16 protein-coding genes are annotated in these 14,395 nt (G+C 63.1%); 10 read left to right on the top strand and 6 right to left on the bottom strand.

All coding sequences use genetic code 11. The annotated features are described in order from the left end of the window. Positions 1 to 42: 42 nt before the first annotated feature. From K3178_RS10300 to K3178_RS10290, 3 genes are all read left to right on the top strand, one after another. Positions 43 to 744, top strand: a complete 702-nt coding sequence (locus K3178_RS10300) for an endonuclease/exonuclease/phosphatase family protein (RefSeq protein ID WP_221571350.1) — start codon at positions 43 to 45, stop codon at positions 742 to 744. Between the two features lie 147 nt (positions 745 to 891). Next, positions 892 to 1,230 carry a P-II family nitrogen regulator gene (locus K3178_RS10295; protein WP_221571349.1) on the top strand — a complete coding sequence of 113 codons (339 nt, stop codon included), beginning with the start codon at positions 892 to 894 and terminating at the stop codon, positions 1,228 to 1,230. 17 nt (positions 1,231 to 1,247) lie between these two features. After that, positions 1,248 to 2,588 (top strand): ammonium transporter, encoded by a 1,341-nt coding sequence (locus K3178_RS10290; protein WP_221571348.1) that lies wholly within the window; start codon positions 1,248 to 1,250, stop codon positions 2,586 to 2,588. Between the two features lie 122 nt (positions 2,589 to 2,710). Here K3178_RS10290 and K3178_RS10285 read toward each other — a convergent pair whose 3' ends face one another. The 4 genes from K3178_RS10285 to K3178_RS10270 all read right to left on the bottom strand — a co-directional run bounded on the left by K3178_RS10285 (position 2,711) and on the right by K3178_RS10270 (position 6,124). Then, positions 2,711 to 2,989 carry a YkvA family protein gene (locus K3178_RS10285; RefSeq protein ID WP_345719891.1) on the bottom strand — a complete coding sequence of 93 codons (279 nt, stop codon included), beginning with the start codon at positions 2,987 to 2,989 and terminating at the stop codon, positions 2,711 to 2,713. Positions 2,990 to 3,159: 170 nt separating this feature from the next. Beyond that, on the bottom strand, positions 3,160 to 4,743 hold the full coding sequence (locus tag K3178_RS10280; protein WP_221571347.1) for a GMC family oxidoreductase: 1,584 nt from the start codon (positions 4,741 to 4,743) through the stop codon (positions 3,160 to 3,162). A gap of 25 nt (positions 4,744 to 4,768) precedes the next feature. Then, on the bottom strand, positions 4,769 to 5,713 hold the full coding sequence (locus tag K3178_RS10275; protein ID WP_221571346.1) for a sterol desaturase family protein: 945 nt from the start codon (positions 5,711 to 5,713) through the stop codon (positions 4,769 to 4,771). Between the two features lie 9 nt (positions 5,714 to 5,722). Then, on the bottom strand, positions 5,723 to 6,124 hold the full coding sequence (locus K3178_RS10270) for a hypothetical protein (RefSeq protein WP_221571643.1): 402 nt from the start codon (positions 6,122 to 6,124) through the stop codon (positions 5,723 to 5,725). Between the two features lie 63 nt (positions 6,125 to 6,187). On the opposite strand from K3178_RS10270, the gene K3178_RS10265 reads away from it, so the two are divergent. Next, positions 6,188 to 7,609 (top strand): amidohydrolase, encoded by a 1,422-nt coding sequence (locus tag K3178_RS10265; RefSeq protein ID WP_221571345.1) that lies wholly within the window; start codon positions 6,188 to 6,190, stop codon positions 7,607 to 7,609. A gap of 2 nt (positions 7,610 to 7,611) precedes the next feature. Here the strand turns inward: K3178_RS10265 and K3178_RS10260 are convergent, their stop codons facing one another. After that, positions 7,612 to 8,043, bottom strand: coding sequence for a protein tyrosine phosphatase family protein (locus tag K3178_RS10260; protein WP_221571344.1), 432 nt, complete (start codon positions 8,041 to 8,043; stop codon positions 7,612 to 7,614). Next, positions 8,040 to 8,858, bottom strand: a complete 819-nt coding sequence (locus tag K3178_RS10255) for a TerC family protein (protein WP_221571343.1) — start codon at positions 8,856 to 8,858, stop codon at positions 8,040 to 8,042. Before K3178_RS10255 ends, K3178_RS10260 begins: the two co-directional genes overlap by 4 nt. A 260-nt stretch (positions 8,859 to 9,118) precedes the next feature. On the opposite strand from K3178_RS10255, the gene K3178_RS14320 reads away from it, so the two are divergent. The 6 genes from K3178_RS14320 to queC all read left to right on the top strand — a co-directional run bounded on the left by K3178_RS14320 (position 9,119) and on the right by queC (position 14,395). Further along, positions 9,119 to 9,901, top strand: a complete 783-nt coding sequence (locus tag K3178_RS14320; protein WP_221571342.1) for a cold-shock protein — start codon at positions 9,119 to 9,121, stop codon at positions 9,899 to 9,901. A gap of 135 nt (positions 9,902 to 10,036) precedes the next feature. After that, on the top strand, positions 10,037 to 11,224 hold the full coding sequence (locus K3178_RS10245) for an aspartate aminotransferase family protein (protein WP_221571341.1): 1,188 nt from the start codon (positions 10,037 to 10,039) through the stop codon (positions 11,222 to 11,224). A gap of 5 nt (positions 11,225 to 11,229) precedes the next feature. Then, complete coding sequence (argF, locus tag K3178_RS10240) at positions 11,230 to 12,165, top strand: ornithine carbamoyltransferase (protein WP_221571340.1); 936 nt, start codon at positions 11,230 to 11,232, stop codon at positions 12,163 to 12,165. Between the two features lie 43 nt (positions 12,166 to 12,208). Beyond that, the gene (gene hslO, locus K3178_RS10235) at positions 12,209 to 13,114 is read left to right on the top strand and encodes an Hsp33 family molecular chaperone HslO (RefSeq protein ID WP_221571339.1); all 906 of its coding nucleotides are present in this window, start codon (positions 12,209 to 12,211) and stop codon (positions 13,112 to 13,114) included. A 119-nt stretch (positions 13,115 to 13,233) separates the two neighbouring features. Next, positions 13,234 to 13,641 (top strand): hypothetical protein, encoded by a 408-nt coding sequence (locus tag K3178_RS10230; RefSeq protein ID WP_221571338.1) that lies wholly within the window; start codon positions 13,234 to 13,236, stop codon positions 13,639 to 13,641. 37 nt (positions 13,642 to 13,678) lie between these two features. After that, positions 13,679 to 14,395 carry a 7-cyano-7-deazaguanine synthase QueC gene (queC, locus tag K3178_RS10225; protein ID WP_221571337.1) on the top strand — a complete coding sequence of 239 codons (717 nt, stop codon included), beginning with the start codon at positions 13,679 to 13,681 and terminating at the stop codon, positions 14,393 to 14,395.

Below are 14,395 nucleotides of genomic sequence, written 5' to 3'. Positions count from 1 at the left end.
AGCGGGCGTGCAACGACCTTGGCCCAACCACGTTGAGGACCCGTGCAGCTAACTTTTGCCAGCTACAACATCCACAAAGCCGTCGGCCTTGATCGCAAGCGCGATCCGGAACGGATACTGTCGGTACTCCACGAGATCGACGCCGATGTGATTGCCTTGCAGGAGGCGGACCGGCGTATCGGTGCGCGCGAAACCTGTATCCCTCGCGCAGAGATCGACGATTCCCATTGGCGCGTGGTCGAAGTGGCGAAGCGCCCGCGCAGCATTGGCTGGCACGGCAATGCGCTGCTGGTACGGCGCGAGATCGACATTCATGAAGGTGAGGCGCTCGACCTGCCGACGCTCGAGCCGCGAGGCGCTGCTTGCGGCGAGATCACTGTCGAGGGCCACAGGATAAGGGTCATCGGGACACATCTCGACCTTTCGGGCCTGCGGCGACGCGACCAGATCCGCTCGCTCGTCGGTTTCGTGGAGAACTGCTCGCGCGACCTGCCCACCGTGATCATGGGTGACTTCAACCAATGGGGCCGTGCGACCGGTGCGATGCGCGAATTCGCCGATCGCTGGATGGTGGTGACACCGGGCAAGAGCTACCCCTCGCGCCAGCCGGTCGCCACTCTCGACCGGATCGTGGCCAGCAAGCACTGGGGCTGTGTCGAGGCCGAGGTCCACCACACGGGGTTGGCGGCGGTGGCATCGGACCATTTGCCCGTCGTCGCGCGACTGGAGTTGATTAAAAAATAACCAGTAGCCCAATTTCTGGGCAATTAAATCCCATTTCTTTCTTCTCATGACGCATTTTTGCGTCTCTCGCGGTTTTGGCACGCCCTTTGCTGCATGTGCGAAGCCGGTGCTTTGGCCGGTGCGCAATTCTTAGAAGGGGGTGAAGGCGTGAAGTTCATCATCGCAGTCATCAAGCCATTCAAGCTCGACGAGGTGCGCGAAGCACTTGGCGGGATCGGAGTGGCCGGAATGACCGTCACCGAAGTCAAGGGCTTCGGTCGCCAGAAGGGTCAGACCGAAATTTATCGCGGGGCCGAATATTCGACCAATATGCTGCCCAAGGTGAAGCTCGAGATCGCGGTTGCAGACGATCTCGCCGGCCAGGTGGTCGAGACTATCCAGCAAACCGCCAGCACCGAAGCCATCGGCGACGGCAAGATTTTCGTCTTCGACCTCGCCAGCGCCACTCGCATCCGCACCGGCGAAACCGGCGACACCGCGCTGTGAATCCTTGGAGGGAACCCATGACCATGCGTAATTTCACGCGCGCCGCCATCACTGCCGGGACCGCGCTTTTCGCCACCACTGCCGTTCACGCCCAGGAAGCTGCCGAGGCAGCCGCGGCCGTTCCCAACCCGGGCAACAATGCCTGGATGATGACCGCCACGATCCTCGTCCTGCTGATGATCCTGCCGGGCCTCGCGCTGTTCTACGGCGGCCTGACCCGTTCGAAGAACATGCTCTCGACCATGACCCAGATCGGCGCCACCGCCGCACTGGCCATGATCATCTGGGTCATGTGGGGCTACAGCCTCGCTTTCGGCGACACCACTTATGAAGGCACGCTCGGCCTCTTTATCAGCGGGGGCAGCTACTTCCTCGCCGGTACCGATGCGAGCAGCACGGCAGCCACCTTCACCGATGAAGTCATCAGCAAATATGTCTTCATCAGCTTCCAGATGACCTTCGCCGCCATCACTGCCGCCCTGATCCTGGGTGCTACGGCAGAGCGCATGAAGTTCAGCGCGGTGATGGCTTTCGTGCCGATCTGGCTGACGATCGTCTATTTCCCGATCGCGCACATGGTCTGGGCGGGCGGCGGCTTGCTGTTCGAGGACGGCGCGCTCGACTTTGCAGGCGGCACCGTGGTGCACATCAATGCCGGCGTCTCGGGCCTCGTCCTCGCATACCTCCTCGGCAAGCGCCGTGGCTGGCCGCAGGAGCCGATGATGCCGCATTCGATGACGCTGACCATGGTCGGCACCGGCCTGCTGTGGGTCGGCTGGTTCGGCTTCAACGCCGGTTCGGCGCTCGAAGCGGACGGTTCGGCCGGCCTTGCGATGATCAACACCTTCGTCGCTACTGCAGCAGGTGCGCTGTCCTGGATGGTGATCGAACGCTTGGCAGGCCACAAGGGCTCGGCCCTCGGCTTCTGCTCGGGCGTGATTGCGGGTCTCGTGGCGGTCACCCCGGCGGCAGGAAACTCCGGCCCGTTCGGAGCGATCCTGCTCGGCATCCTCTCGGCCGCCGTGTGCTACTTCTTCGTCGCCAAGGTGAAGGCCAAGTTCGGCTATGACGACAGCCTCGATGCTTTCGGCATCCACGGCATCGGCGGCATCGTCGGCGCGATCGGCACGGCTGTTGTCTACCAGCCCTTCCTCGGCGGACCGGGCGACGGTTCGACCGCACTCGGCGCCCAGCTCGGAATCCAGACCTTCAGCGTGATCGTCACGATCCTGTGGGCCGGTATTGGCACGCTGGTCGCCGGCTTGATCGTCAAGGCGCTGGTTGGCCTCCGGGTCACCGAAGAAGCCGAAGTCGACGGGCTCGATATCTCCGAACACGGGGAGCGCGCCTACAACTGACACCAGTTTGGCGGGGCCGCCCTCTCTCCTCTCTCTCCTCCGGGCGGCCCCGCCTAACCATGTTCCTCCTGCGAACATAGCCTACCGATGGGCCGGGACTTCCAGGAAGTTCCGGCCCCTTTTTATCGGATCAGGAACAGTCCGATGAGGGCAGCAAGACTAAGCCATATGGCGAGGACGAAAAGCAGGCCGACGGAGGATTGGGGTTGCGCGGCGAGCTTCGCGGCTTGCTCGCGAAAGTCGCTCATGAGGTCCTTGGGAACGAGTTTCAGGACGGACCAGATTCCCGCCGGCACGATCAGCAGGTCGTCCAGCAGTCCGAGCACGGGGATGAAATCGGGGATGAGGTCGATCGGGCTTAGCGCATAGGCTGCCACTGCACCCGCCAGCAGCTTGGCCACCAGCGGCGTGCGCGGATCGCGCGCCGCGAGCCACAGCGCGAGGACATCGCGTTTGAGCGCCTTCGCCCAGTCGGCGAGCCTACCCAGCTAGCGCGGCCTTCACGAAATCGGCGCAGCGTTCGCCGGTCATGATGCCCTGCGGCCAAATGGTCGCCCGAAAAAACCAAGCATCATGCAAGTGCTGCCTTCACGAAATCGGCGCAGCGTTCGCCGATCATGATGCTGGGCGCATTGGTGTTGCCAGATACGAGCCTGGGCATGATGCTGGCATCGGCAATCCAGAGACCGTCCACGCCGCGTGCCTTCAACGTGGGATCGACGACATCGCTTTGGTCCGCCCCCATGCGGCAGGTGCCAACCGGGTGGTAGACCGTGTCGGCGCGGTTGCGGATGAGTTCGTCGAGCTTGGCATCGTCATGCAAATCGATCGCGTAGCGGTCCTTGGGGCCGTACCTCTGCAGCGCTGGCGCATCGGCAATCCGGTGCGACAGGCGCACGCCTTCGCGCAAGGTGGCGATATCGCGTTCGTCGTCGAGGAAGTTGGGGTCGATCAGCGGTGCATCTTCTGCCTTGCTGCTGGCCAGCCTTACTGTGCCGCGGCTTTCTGGGCGCAGCACGCAGGCATGGAGCGAAAAGCCATAACCTCTCACCGTCGTGCGGCCATGGTCTTCGAGCATGGCGGGGACGAAATGCCACTGGATGTCGGGGGCGGGGGCATCGGGCATCACGGTCCAGAACCCGCCAGCCTCGGCATAGGGCGTGGTCATCGGGCCGGTGCGATGGCGACGATGCTCGAGGATCGCCTTGGCCATGCGGTAAGTGCCCTTGATCGTGCTGCCGATGAACTGGTCGCTATCGGTCTGCCAGCTCGATACGTAGTCGATGTGGTCCTGCAGGTCCGAACCGACGGCAGGCTTGTCGATCAGAACGTCGATGCCGTGTTCTCGCAAATGCTCTGCCGGACCGATGCCCGACAGCATGAGGATCTGGGGCGAATTGAAAGCGCCTGCGGACAGCACCACGCCGCCGCGCGCTTTTACCGTGCGTCGGCGCTTGCCGGCCGAATATGTAACGCCGGTCACCCGGCCGTTTTCGATCTCGAGTTTCTGGACAGTGACGCCGATGCGGATGTCGAGATTGTCCGATCCGCGCTTCGGCTCGACATAGGCGCGCGCCGCGGACCAGCGTTCGCCGTCCTTCTGCGTCACCTGGTACATGCCGAAGCCAGCCTGCTTCTCGCCGTTGAAATCGGCGTTGAGCGGTAGTTGCAATTCCTGTGCCGCCTCGACGAAGGCGAGGCTGCCCTCGTTCATGTATTTCTGGTCGCTCACCCACAGCGGGCCGTCTTCGCCATGAAAATGGCTTTCGCCGCGAACATTGTGCTCGGCCCGGCGGAAGTAGGGGAGAACATCGTCGAACGCCCAGCCGGTGCAGCCGAGCGCGGCCCAATTGTCGTAGTCCCACTGGTTGCCGCGGATATAGACCATGGCGTTGATCGCCGAACTGCCGCCCAGGCCCTTGCCGCGCGGCTGGTAGCCGATGCGGCCGTTGAGCCCCTTCTGCGGCACGGTCTCGTACATGTAGTTGGCTGTCTTGTTCGGGATAGCGAGCATGCCCGGCATAGTGATTCGCATGCCGTTGTTGCGGCCTCCCGCCTCGAGCAGACATACGCTCTTGCCGGCCTCGGCCAGCCGCCCTGCGACCGCACTGCCGCCACTACCGCCGCCCACGACGACTACGTCGAACTCGTCCATGCAAAACTCCTCTCGATTCGAGAGGTTAGGCAGGCTCGGCCTCGCCCGCAATCGGGTTTTCCGATGAAACCTGTTTCGCGGGCGCGATCTGCCCCTGCCTTTTCAGCCATGCCTCGCGGATCTGGTCGCTGGTCTGGCGGCTGCCGTCATGCGTCCAGCCGGGCTCGCGCAACAGGTAGGACAGCTTGTGCTTCCAGGGGGCGCGCCACATGTCCTGCACAATGCCGATCCATTCGTGGAACACCGCCCACAGCAGGTTGAAGCTACCCAGCTGCTTGACGATGCCGTAGCGGATTTTCTCGTCCTTCGTTTCGGGTTCGAAGGTGCCGAACATCTTGTCCCATACGATGAAGACTCCCGCATAATTGCGGTCGAGATAGCGCGGGTTGGTGGCATGGTGGACGCGGTGGTGGCTCGGCGTGTTCATCACTGCCTCGAACCAGCGCGGCATCTTGTCGATCGCCTCGGTGTGGATCCAGAACTGGTAGATCAGGTTGAATCCGCCGCAGATGGCGATAATCGCCGGATGAAAGCCCAGCAGCACCAAGGGCAAGGCGAAGACGAAACCGAGCGTAAGGAAGCCGGTCCAGGTCTGCCTGAGCGCGGTCGAAAGATTGTAATGCTGGCTCGAATGGTGGTTCACATGGCTCGCCCAGAACCAGCGCACGCGGTGTCCGAAGCGGTGAACCCAGTAGTATTTGAGATCGTCGAGCACGAAGCAGGCGATCCACGCCCACCAGGCCCAGCCGATGTCGAACAGCCGGTATTCCCACAGGAACAGGTAGAGCGCGAAGAACAGCCCGCCGAACAGAAGGCCCGCGACCGTGCTGCCGAGACCGAAGGCGAGGCTGGTCAGCGTATCCTTCGGTTCATAGGCATGCCGGTTCTTGCGCCAAGCCCAGATCATCTCGATCAGGACGAGCGCTACGAAACCGGGCACGGCATATTCGGTGGGCGAGAAATCGGGCATGGTGGATCGCTATCCTATAGCCTCGATCCGCTTAACCCAAGCTTGAGCATCCACGATGTCGAGACGAGCGGCTCCATACCGCTTCTCGGCGGTGTCGATCACGAGCAGGCCATCTTCGACACGGGCCGTAGCCGATGGGCCGAGGATGCGACCGGCGAAATGGGTGCCGTGAGGGCGCAGGAGCAGGATCGCGCCCGCTCCGTCCTGCAGCAGCGCCCCCCGGCCATTCCTATCGAGTGCTACATCTTGCGGTTCGAAGCCGTCGACCGCTTCGTTTGCCGCCCGCCGCGCGCTCGCCTCGTCCTCCAGCCGCCTTTCGGGTCCGAGCTTCAACCCCCAAGCGATCGCTGCGAGCACGAGGATTGCAGCAAGCGAGCCGAGGAATTGCAGGATTTGCGGGTCGAGCTTCATCACACTTGCCGATTGGCACGCGGAGCGCTTTGCGGCAAGCAAGTGGGGAAGAGGGAGATCCCGATGAAATTGCGTATAGCACTCACAGCCAGCTGCGCGCTGCTTGCCATGCCGGTGGCGGCGCAAGAAGCCGATCCGATCGCACAGGTCGAGGCACAAAAGGCGCGAACCGAGCGGGTCGCGAAGGAAATCTGGCAATTCGCCGAGCTTGGATATCTCGAGACGAAATCGAGCGCACTGCTGGTCGAGGAGTTGCAGGAAGCAGGCTTCGATATCCGGCCCGGTGTTGCCGGGATTCCCACAGCCTTCGTCGCGGAATGGGGCAGGGGCGGCCCTGTCATCGGCCTGCTTGCCGAATTCGATGCGCTTCCGGGCATCAACCAGTCCACCGCTCCGACACGCGATCCTGTCGAGGGCAAGCATGCCGGCCATGCCTGCGGACACAATCTGTTCGGCGCCGGCTCGCTCAGCGCGGCAATCGCGATCAGGAACTGGCTCGAGGCGACCGGCACGCCCGGGCGGGTCCGGCTATACGGTACGCCTGCCGAAGAAGGCGGTTCGGGCAAGGTCTACATGGCCCGTGCAGGCCTGTTCGACGATGCCGATTTCGTGATCGACTGGCATCCGGCCGATCGCAACAGCGCCACCTCCCGGATGAGCCTCGCCAACCGTTCGGGCAAGTTCCGTTTCCGCGGCGTTTCGGCCCATGCAGCTGGCGCGCCGGAGCGTGGGCGCAGCGCACTCGACGGGGTCGAGGCGATGAACATGATGGTCAACATGATGCGCGAGCACACGACAATGGACACGCGCATCCATTACGTCATCACCGAGGGCGGGGCGGCGCCCAATGTCGTACCCGACTTTGCCGAAGTCTTCTATTACGTGCGCCACTCGGATGCAGACGAGGTGCGCGCGCTTTGGCCGCGGCTGGAGGCGGCGGCCAAGGGTGCGGCCATGGGCACGGGAACCGAGGTCGACTGGGAGATCATCCACGGCAACAATCCCACCCTGCCGCTCGAATCGCTGCAGAGGATGATGACCGCCAAGCTGGAGCAGCTCGATCCGTTGCAATACACGGCAGAAGAGCTGGCCTGGGCCGATACAATTCGCGAAAGCTTCGGCGAGGACGCCCCGGCGCAGGCGTCAGCCTACGAGGTCCAGCCGTGGATGGTGCAGACGGGCTATGGCTCGACAGATGTCGGCGATGTCTCGCGCGCAGTGCCAACCGTGAGCGTCCGCACTGCTGCCTGGGTCCCGGGAACCGCGGCGCATAGCTGGCAAGCGGTGGCAGCTAGCGGGCACAGCTATGGCGCGAAGGGCGCACAGCATGCAGCAAAAGCGATGATCCTCGCTGCCGTCGAACTCTATACGAACCCGCAATTGCGGGAGACGGCGAGGGCCGAATTCGAGGCGGCGCTGGGCGCGGACTATGTCTACGAATCGCTGCTCGGCGATCGTGCTCCGCCGCTGGACTACCGCAAGTAGCTTCAGCCGCGCGCGAGCATTTCCATCGTCGGGCGGACGGGGGCGGTGTTGTAACCGGCACCTTCGGCCTCTCGCGCGACTTCGTCGAGGTCGCGGCCGGCCTTCGCCTCGGCCAGCGCCCAGAGAATCGTCGAGCGTGTCCCGCTGCGGCAGAAGGCCAGCACTTTCCCCTCGGTCGAATCGAGAGCAGCGCGCATCTCGTCGACTTGCGGGAGGCTGAAACCGGCCGAACTGACGGGGATGGCCTTGTAAGCGATGCCCTGCTCGCCAGCCGCGGCCTCGATCTGCGCTCCGCTAGGCTGTCCCTCGACTTCGTCATCGGGCCGGTTGTTGATGATGAGGCATACGCCTTCGTCACCGGCGCGGGCAACGTCGTCAGCCGTGATCTGTCCGGCCGCCAGCATCTTTTCGTTCAGTCTCTTGAACTCGCTCATGCGATTTCACCTTCCTTCGATGCAATTGCGCGCGCTCGCCGGTTGCGCTGGACGATATTGAGGATTTCGACCCCGACCGAGAAGCCCATTGCCGCATAGATATAGCCCTTTGGCACGTGGAAGCCGAAGCCATCGGCGATCAGGACCAGCCCGATCATTACGAGGAACGCGAGCGCCAGCATCACCAGCGTCGGGTTCTTCTCGATGAACCGGGCGAGCGGATCGGCGGCGACCATCATGATGCCGACAGTGATGACGACGGCGATGACCATGATCGGGATCTCGTCCGTCATGCCCACCGCGGTGAGGATCGAATCGACCGAAAAAACGAGGTCGATCGCGACGATCTGGGCGATGACAGTACCGAAACTGGCCTTGGCGGCATCGACGACGCCCGGAGTCTTGTCGAGCAGATCGCCCGAGTTGTCGTCCGGCTCCATCGAGTGATGGATTTCCTTGGTTGCCTTCCACAGGAGGAACAGCCCGCCAACCAGCAGGATGAGGTCGCGTCCCGAAAATGCGGTTTCGAAGCTGGCCTTGTTGGTCCCCTCTACCGGCGGACCGACGATTCCCAGGTCGAACAAGGGTGTTTGCAGCGTGACCAGCCAGCCGATGAGCATGAGCATGCCGATGCGCATGATAAGCGCGAGGGAAAGGCCGATCCGTCGCGCACGCTGTTGCTGGTGTTCCGGCAGCTTGTTCGACAGGATCGCGATGAAGATCAGATTGTCGACCCCCAGCACCACTTCGAGCGCGATGAGGGTGAGCAGGGCCAGCCAGGCCGCGGGATCGGAGAAGAGCGTTATCAGGTCCATGGCGTGCTCGATGCCCAAGCGCGCGGAGCCATGCAAGCAAAACAGGTCCGGCACTCGCCATGCGAAAATGTCACATTTGTGCGCGACAAGAGATGGCAGGGTTAAATTATTCGCATCTCGCGATCTTTCGCGCTATGCCGAGTTTGATGCGGGAGGGTTTCACTCGGAAATCTTGGCACCCGCATGCGGTTGGCACGCCTTGCAGACCACGTGCCTCTCGCATTGAATACCGGGCTGCACGACAAGGTTATTTGCGACTTATGGGTTACGACAAAGGGCGGCGCCGCGGACGGGACAAGCGGGACAATATCGGCGAAGACAGCTACGATCCGTTCGGTGGTCCTCCGGCAGATTTCGGTGGCGGTGGTGGCGGCTTCGGCGGCGGCGACCGTGGCGGTTTCGGCGGCGGTGATCGCGGTGGCTATGGCGGCGGTGGAAACCGTGGCGGTGGCTTCGGCGGTGGCGATCGCGGCGGTTTCGGCGGCGGCAATCGTGGCGGCGGCGGCTTCGGCGGTCCGCGCGGTGGCGGTGGCGGCGGCGGAGCCCGCATGCCCGCACAGGTCGTCGGCACCGGCAAGGGTACGGTGAAGTTCTTCAACTCGCAGAAGGGCTTCGGCTTCATCCAGCAGGAAACCGGCGGCGAAGACATCTTCGTGCACATCAGCGCAGTCGAACGTGCCGGCCTCGAAGGTCTTGCCGAAGGCCAGGAACTCGAGTTCAACCTCGTGGATCGCGGCGGCAAGGTGTCCGCACAGGACCTGCAGGTCGTTGGCGATGTCATCGCCGTTGCAACCAAGAGCGAAGCGCCCCGGCGCGAGCTCACGGGCGAGAAGGCGACCGGCACGGTCAAGTTCTTCAACTCGATGAAGGGCTTCGGCTTCCTAACCCGTGACGATGGCCAGCCCGATGCATTCGTGCACATCAGCGCGGTCGAGCGTTCGGGTCTGTCGGAAATCAACGAGGGCGAGCGTTACGAGTTCGACCTCGAAGTCGACCGACGCGGCAAATATTCCGCGGTCAACCTGGTCCCTGCCTCCGAATAAGGCGCAGGGCCGACCCTTTCGCGACGTTTGACCAAACCCGCGCAAAGGAATAGATCGCTGGCAAACACGCAGATGGCGGCTCCCGTTTCGGGGCCGCCATTTGTCTTTCAGATTCCCCGAGGAGAGTATCCGAACATGTCGATCAGCCCGCTGATGCCCGTATATCCCCGCTGCGGCGTGCGCCCCGTCAAGGGCGATCACTGCCACCTGATCGACGAGGACGGCACGCGCTATCTCGACTTTGCCAGCGGTATTGCGGTGAACCTGCTCGGCCACAGCCACGAAGGCCTGATCGGTGCGATCCAGCGACAGGCCGAAACGCTGATGCATGTCTCGAACCTCTACGGCAGCCCGCAGGGCGAGGAATTGGCGCAGCGGCTCGTCGACAAGACTTTCGCCGACACGGTGTTCTTCACCAATTCGGGCGCCGAGGCGGTCGAGGCGGCAATCAAGACCGCGCGCGCCTATCACCAGCACGAGGATGGCGATTCCAATCGCACCGAGCTGATCACCTTCACCAATGCCTTCCATGGCCGCACAATGGCGACCATCAGCGCCTCGAACCAGGAGAAGATGCACAAGGGCTTCATGCCGCTGCTCGCCGGGTTCCAGTATGCCGAATTCGACAATCTCGAGAGCGCGAAGGCGCTGGTCAGCGACAAGACTGCCGGCTTCCTTATCGAGCCGATCCAGGGCGAGGGCGGCATCCGCCCCGCATCGGACGAGTTCATGCACGGCCTCAAGGCCATGTGCGACGAGCACGACCTCATGCTGGTGTTCGACGAAGTCCAGTGCGGCGTCGCGCGTACCGGCAAGATGTACGCCTACGAGCATTACGGCATCGAGCCCGACATCATGGCGAGCGCCAAGGGGATCGGCGGCGGCTTCCCGCTGGGCGCCTGCCTCGCCACGGAAAAGGCGGCGCGCGGCATGGGCTTCGGCACGCATGGGTCGACCTATGGCGGCAATCCGCTCGCCATGGCTGCCGGCATGGCGGTGATGGACGCGGTCGCCAACGACGAGTTCCTGGCCGAAGTCACCGAGAAGGGCGAGCGCCTGCGCAGCCGTCTCGAACAGTTCATCGGTAATTATCCCGACCTGTTCGATTTCGTGCGCGGCAAGGGGCTGATGCTCGGTATTCGCATGAAGGTCGAAAGCCGGCCTTTCTTCGTCCACCTGCGCGACAATCACCAGCTGCTGACAGTGGCGGCGGGCGACCAGACTCTGCGCGTCCTGCCCCCGCTGGTGGCTGACGATGCCGAATTCGACGAATTCATGGAAAAGCTGTCCGCGGGCGCGGCAAGCTTCCACCCGGACGCCTGAGGAGAATGGCGGTGAAGCACTTCCTCGACCTCTCGGACGCGGGCGGGGATGCGATTGCCGCCATGCTTGCCGACGCGCAGGACCGCAAGGCCGCGCGCAAGGACTGGCCCAAGGGCAGGGTGGACGCCGATGCGCCCCTTTCCGGCCACGTCCTCGCGATGATCTTCGAAAAGAACTCGACCCGCACAAGGGCGAGCTTCGACATCGCCATGCGCCAGCTTGGCGGGTCGGCGCTGATCCTCGATTCGGGAACGAGCCAGCTGGGCCGCGGCGAGAGCATTGCCGATACGGCGCGTGTGCTGAGCCGGATGGTCGATGCGATCATGATTCGCACCGACGATCACGCCAAGGCCGAAGAGCTCGCCCATCACGCGAGCGTTCCTGTGATCAACGGGCTGACCGATCGATCGCACCCTTGTCAGATCGTCGCCGATCTCCTCACCATGGTCGAGCATGGCAAGGCGTTGCCCGGGCTCGAACTGGCTTGGCTGGGAGATGGCAACAACGTCCTGCACTCGATCCTCGAGGCAGCCGGCCTGTTCAAATTCAACGTCCGTGTCGGGGTGCCCCAGGGATACGAACCGGAGAGCGAATTCGTCGAGATGGCGCGCAGGGGCGGCTCCACCGTCACATTGACGCAGGACGCGGGCGAGGCGGCCCGCGGGGCCGACATCATCGTGACCGATACCTGGGTCTCGATGGGCCAGCAGCACGCACACAACAAGCTTGCGGCCATGGCGCCGTTCCAGGTGGGGGCCTCGCTCATGGAGCAGGCCAAGCCCGATGCGAAGTTCCTGCACTGCCTGCCGGCCCATGTCGGCGACGAGGTGACCGAAGCCGTATTCGAGGGTCCGCAATCGGTCGTTTTCGACGAGGCCGAGAACCGCATCCACGCGCAGAAATCGATCCTGCTATGGTGTCACGGGCTGCTCGGGACCTAACTGCCCCTGTTCAACTGCGCAGCGGGCACCCATATGCGCCCGCATGACGCAGACCCCCCAAGCAGATAACGAGACCTATGCCGGCCGCACGCTGGCCTTTACCATTCCCTCGCGCGACACGCGCGGTCGTATCGTACGCCTCGACAGGTCGCTCGACGAAATTCTCGCCGCGCATGACTATCCTGCCCCGATCACGCATCTCCTGGCCGAAGCGCTGGTGCTTGCCACGCTCATGGGTTCGCTGCTGAAGGACGATGGTTCGCAGGTTACAATGCAGGCCCAGACCGAGGCCGGCGCGGTCAATCTCCTCGTGTGCGATTACAAGGGCGGGGAATTGCGCGGGTATGTCGATTTCGACCATGCCAGGCTGGCCGAACTCGGCGCAAACCCTTCGCTGTTCGCGCTGTTCGGCAAGGGTTACCTCGCCATCACCTTCGATGTGGCGAAGGGCAAGGGCCGCTATCAGGGTATCGTCCCGCTCGAGGGCGAAACTTTGGCCGAGGCCTGCGAGACCTATTTCTACCAGTCCGAACAGGTGCCGACGCTGATCCGCACCGCAGTGCGCTCCGAAGGCGGCAAATCCACCGCTGCCGGTATGCTGGTCCAGCACCTTCCCGACGGTGAGGAAGGGCGCGAACGGCTGCATGCCCGGCTCGATCATCCCGAATGGGAGCACGTCGCGGTGCTCGCCGGCTCGTTGAAATATGAAGAGCTCCTCGATCCGGAGCTATCGCTGGAGGCAATCGTCTGGCGCCTTTTCCACGAGGAGGACGAGGTGCGGATCGAACATGGCGCGCAAATCGAGCGCGGTTGCCGCTGCTCGATCGAGCACTATCGGGATGTGCTGCAGAAATTCCCCGAGGCGGATCGAGAGGACATGCGCAACGATGACGGGATCATTGTGGTCGATTGCGCATTCTGCTCGAGGAAATTCCCGATCGAGGCTTAACCCTCTCATCCGTATTACCGTGCGCTTATTCGGTTCGGCGCTGTCCCGAAACGGTTCATCGCAGGGATATACTATGTTTGGTAAGCCGGATCCTGCACAATTCGTGGTATAGGTAAGACATGAAGTCGTTTTCGAATCGCATGATCGCCGGGATGTCGGCGTTAGCAGCATCCGTGCTGCTGGGCGGGCCTGCGCTTGCGCAGGCGTCGCTCGCCATGCTGGATACGCTTGATCGTGGCGGCTGGGAAATCCGGTATCGCGACGGCAGTACACCGCGAAACATCTGCGTGCGCAACGGGCGCGAATTCATCCAGCTCCGGCACAAGGAAAGCGGCTGCAATCGCTTTGTCGTAGTCGACGCGGAGCAGGAAGTGACCGTGCAATATACCTGCCGCGGTAACGGTTATGGCCGGACGCATGTGCGCAAGGAAGGATCTGCGCTGGTCCAGATCGACAGCCAGGGGATTATCGACGGTCGCCCCTTCCAGTTTACCGCCGAAGCGCGCCGTACCGGATCCTGCCGATAGGCTTGCCGATGACGCCGCCAGCGCCTAGCTGGCCCGCATGAACCAGCCGAAGCATGAATCTCCCGCTCCCGCCGTCGTTCTGTTGTCCGGCGGGCTCGACTCCATGGTCACCGCTGCGCTGGCACGGGAGCAGGGTTTCGCGGTCCATGCCCTGACCATCGATTACGGACAGCGACACGTCCGCGAACTGCAATCGGCCAAAGCCATCGCCGAACGTTTGGGTGTCGGGCGTCATGTCGAGTTGCCGCTGGACCTGCGCCGGTTCGGCGGGTCCGCCCTGACTGCGGATATCGATGTGCCGAAAGGCGGTGTGGGCGACGACATTCCCGTCACTTATGTCCCGGCGCGCAACCTTGTGTTCCTCGCCCTGACAACAGCTTTTGCCGAAAGCTCGCATTCGCGCGACATCTTCATCGGGGTCAACGCGCTCGACTATTCGGGCTATCCTGACTGCCGCCCCGAATTCATTGCCAGCTTCGCAGAGACCGCACGCCTCGGAACCAAGCAGGGTGTCGAGGGAAAACCCTTTACGATCCACGCGCCGCTCCAGCACATGAGCAAGGCTGACATAGCGCGCGAGTGTAACCGCCTCGGCCTCGATCCGGCATGGAGTTGGTCCTGCTACGATCCGACGCCAGAGGGGCTTGCCTGCGGGGCCTGCGATTCCTGCCGCCTGCGCCGAAAAGGGTTTGAAGAAGCGGGACTTGTCGATACGACTGTCTATTCGAAGGACGCACCCGCCCTGACGGAGTAG

Source organism: Qipengyuania sphaerica, from assembly GCF_019711595.1.
Lineage (GTDB): Bacteria > Pseudomonadota > Alphaproteobacteria > Sphingomonadales > Sphingomonadaceae > Qipengyuania > Qipengyuania sphaerica.
The sequence above is the reverse complement of the archived record's forward strand: the minus strand, read 5'-3'. Positions and strand labels throughout refer to the sequence as shown.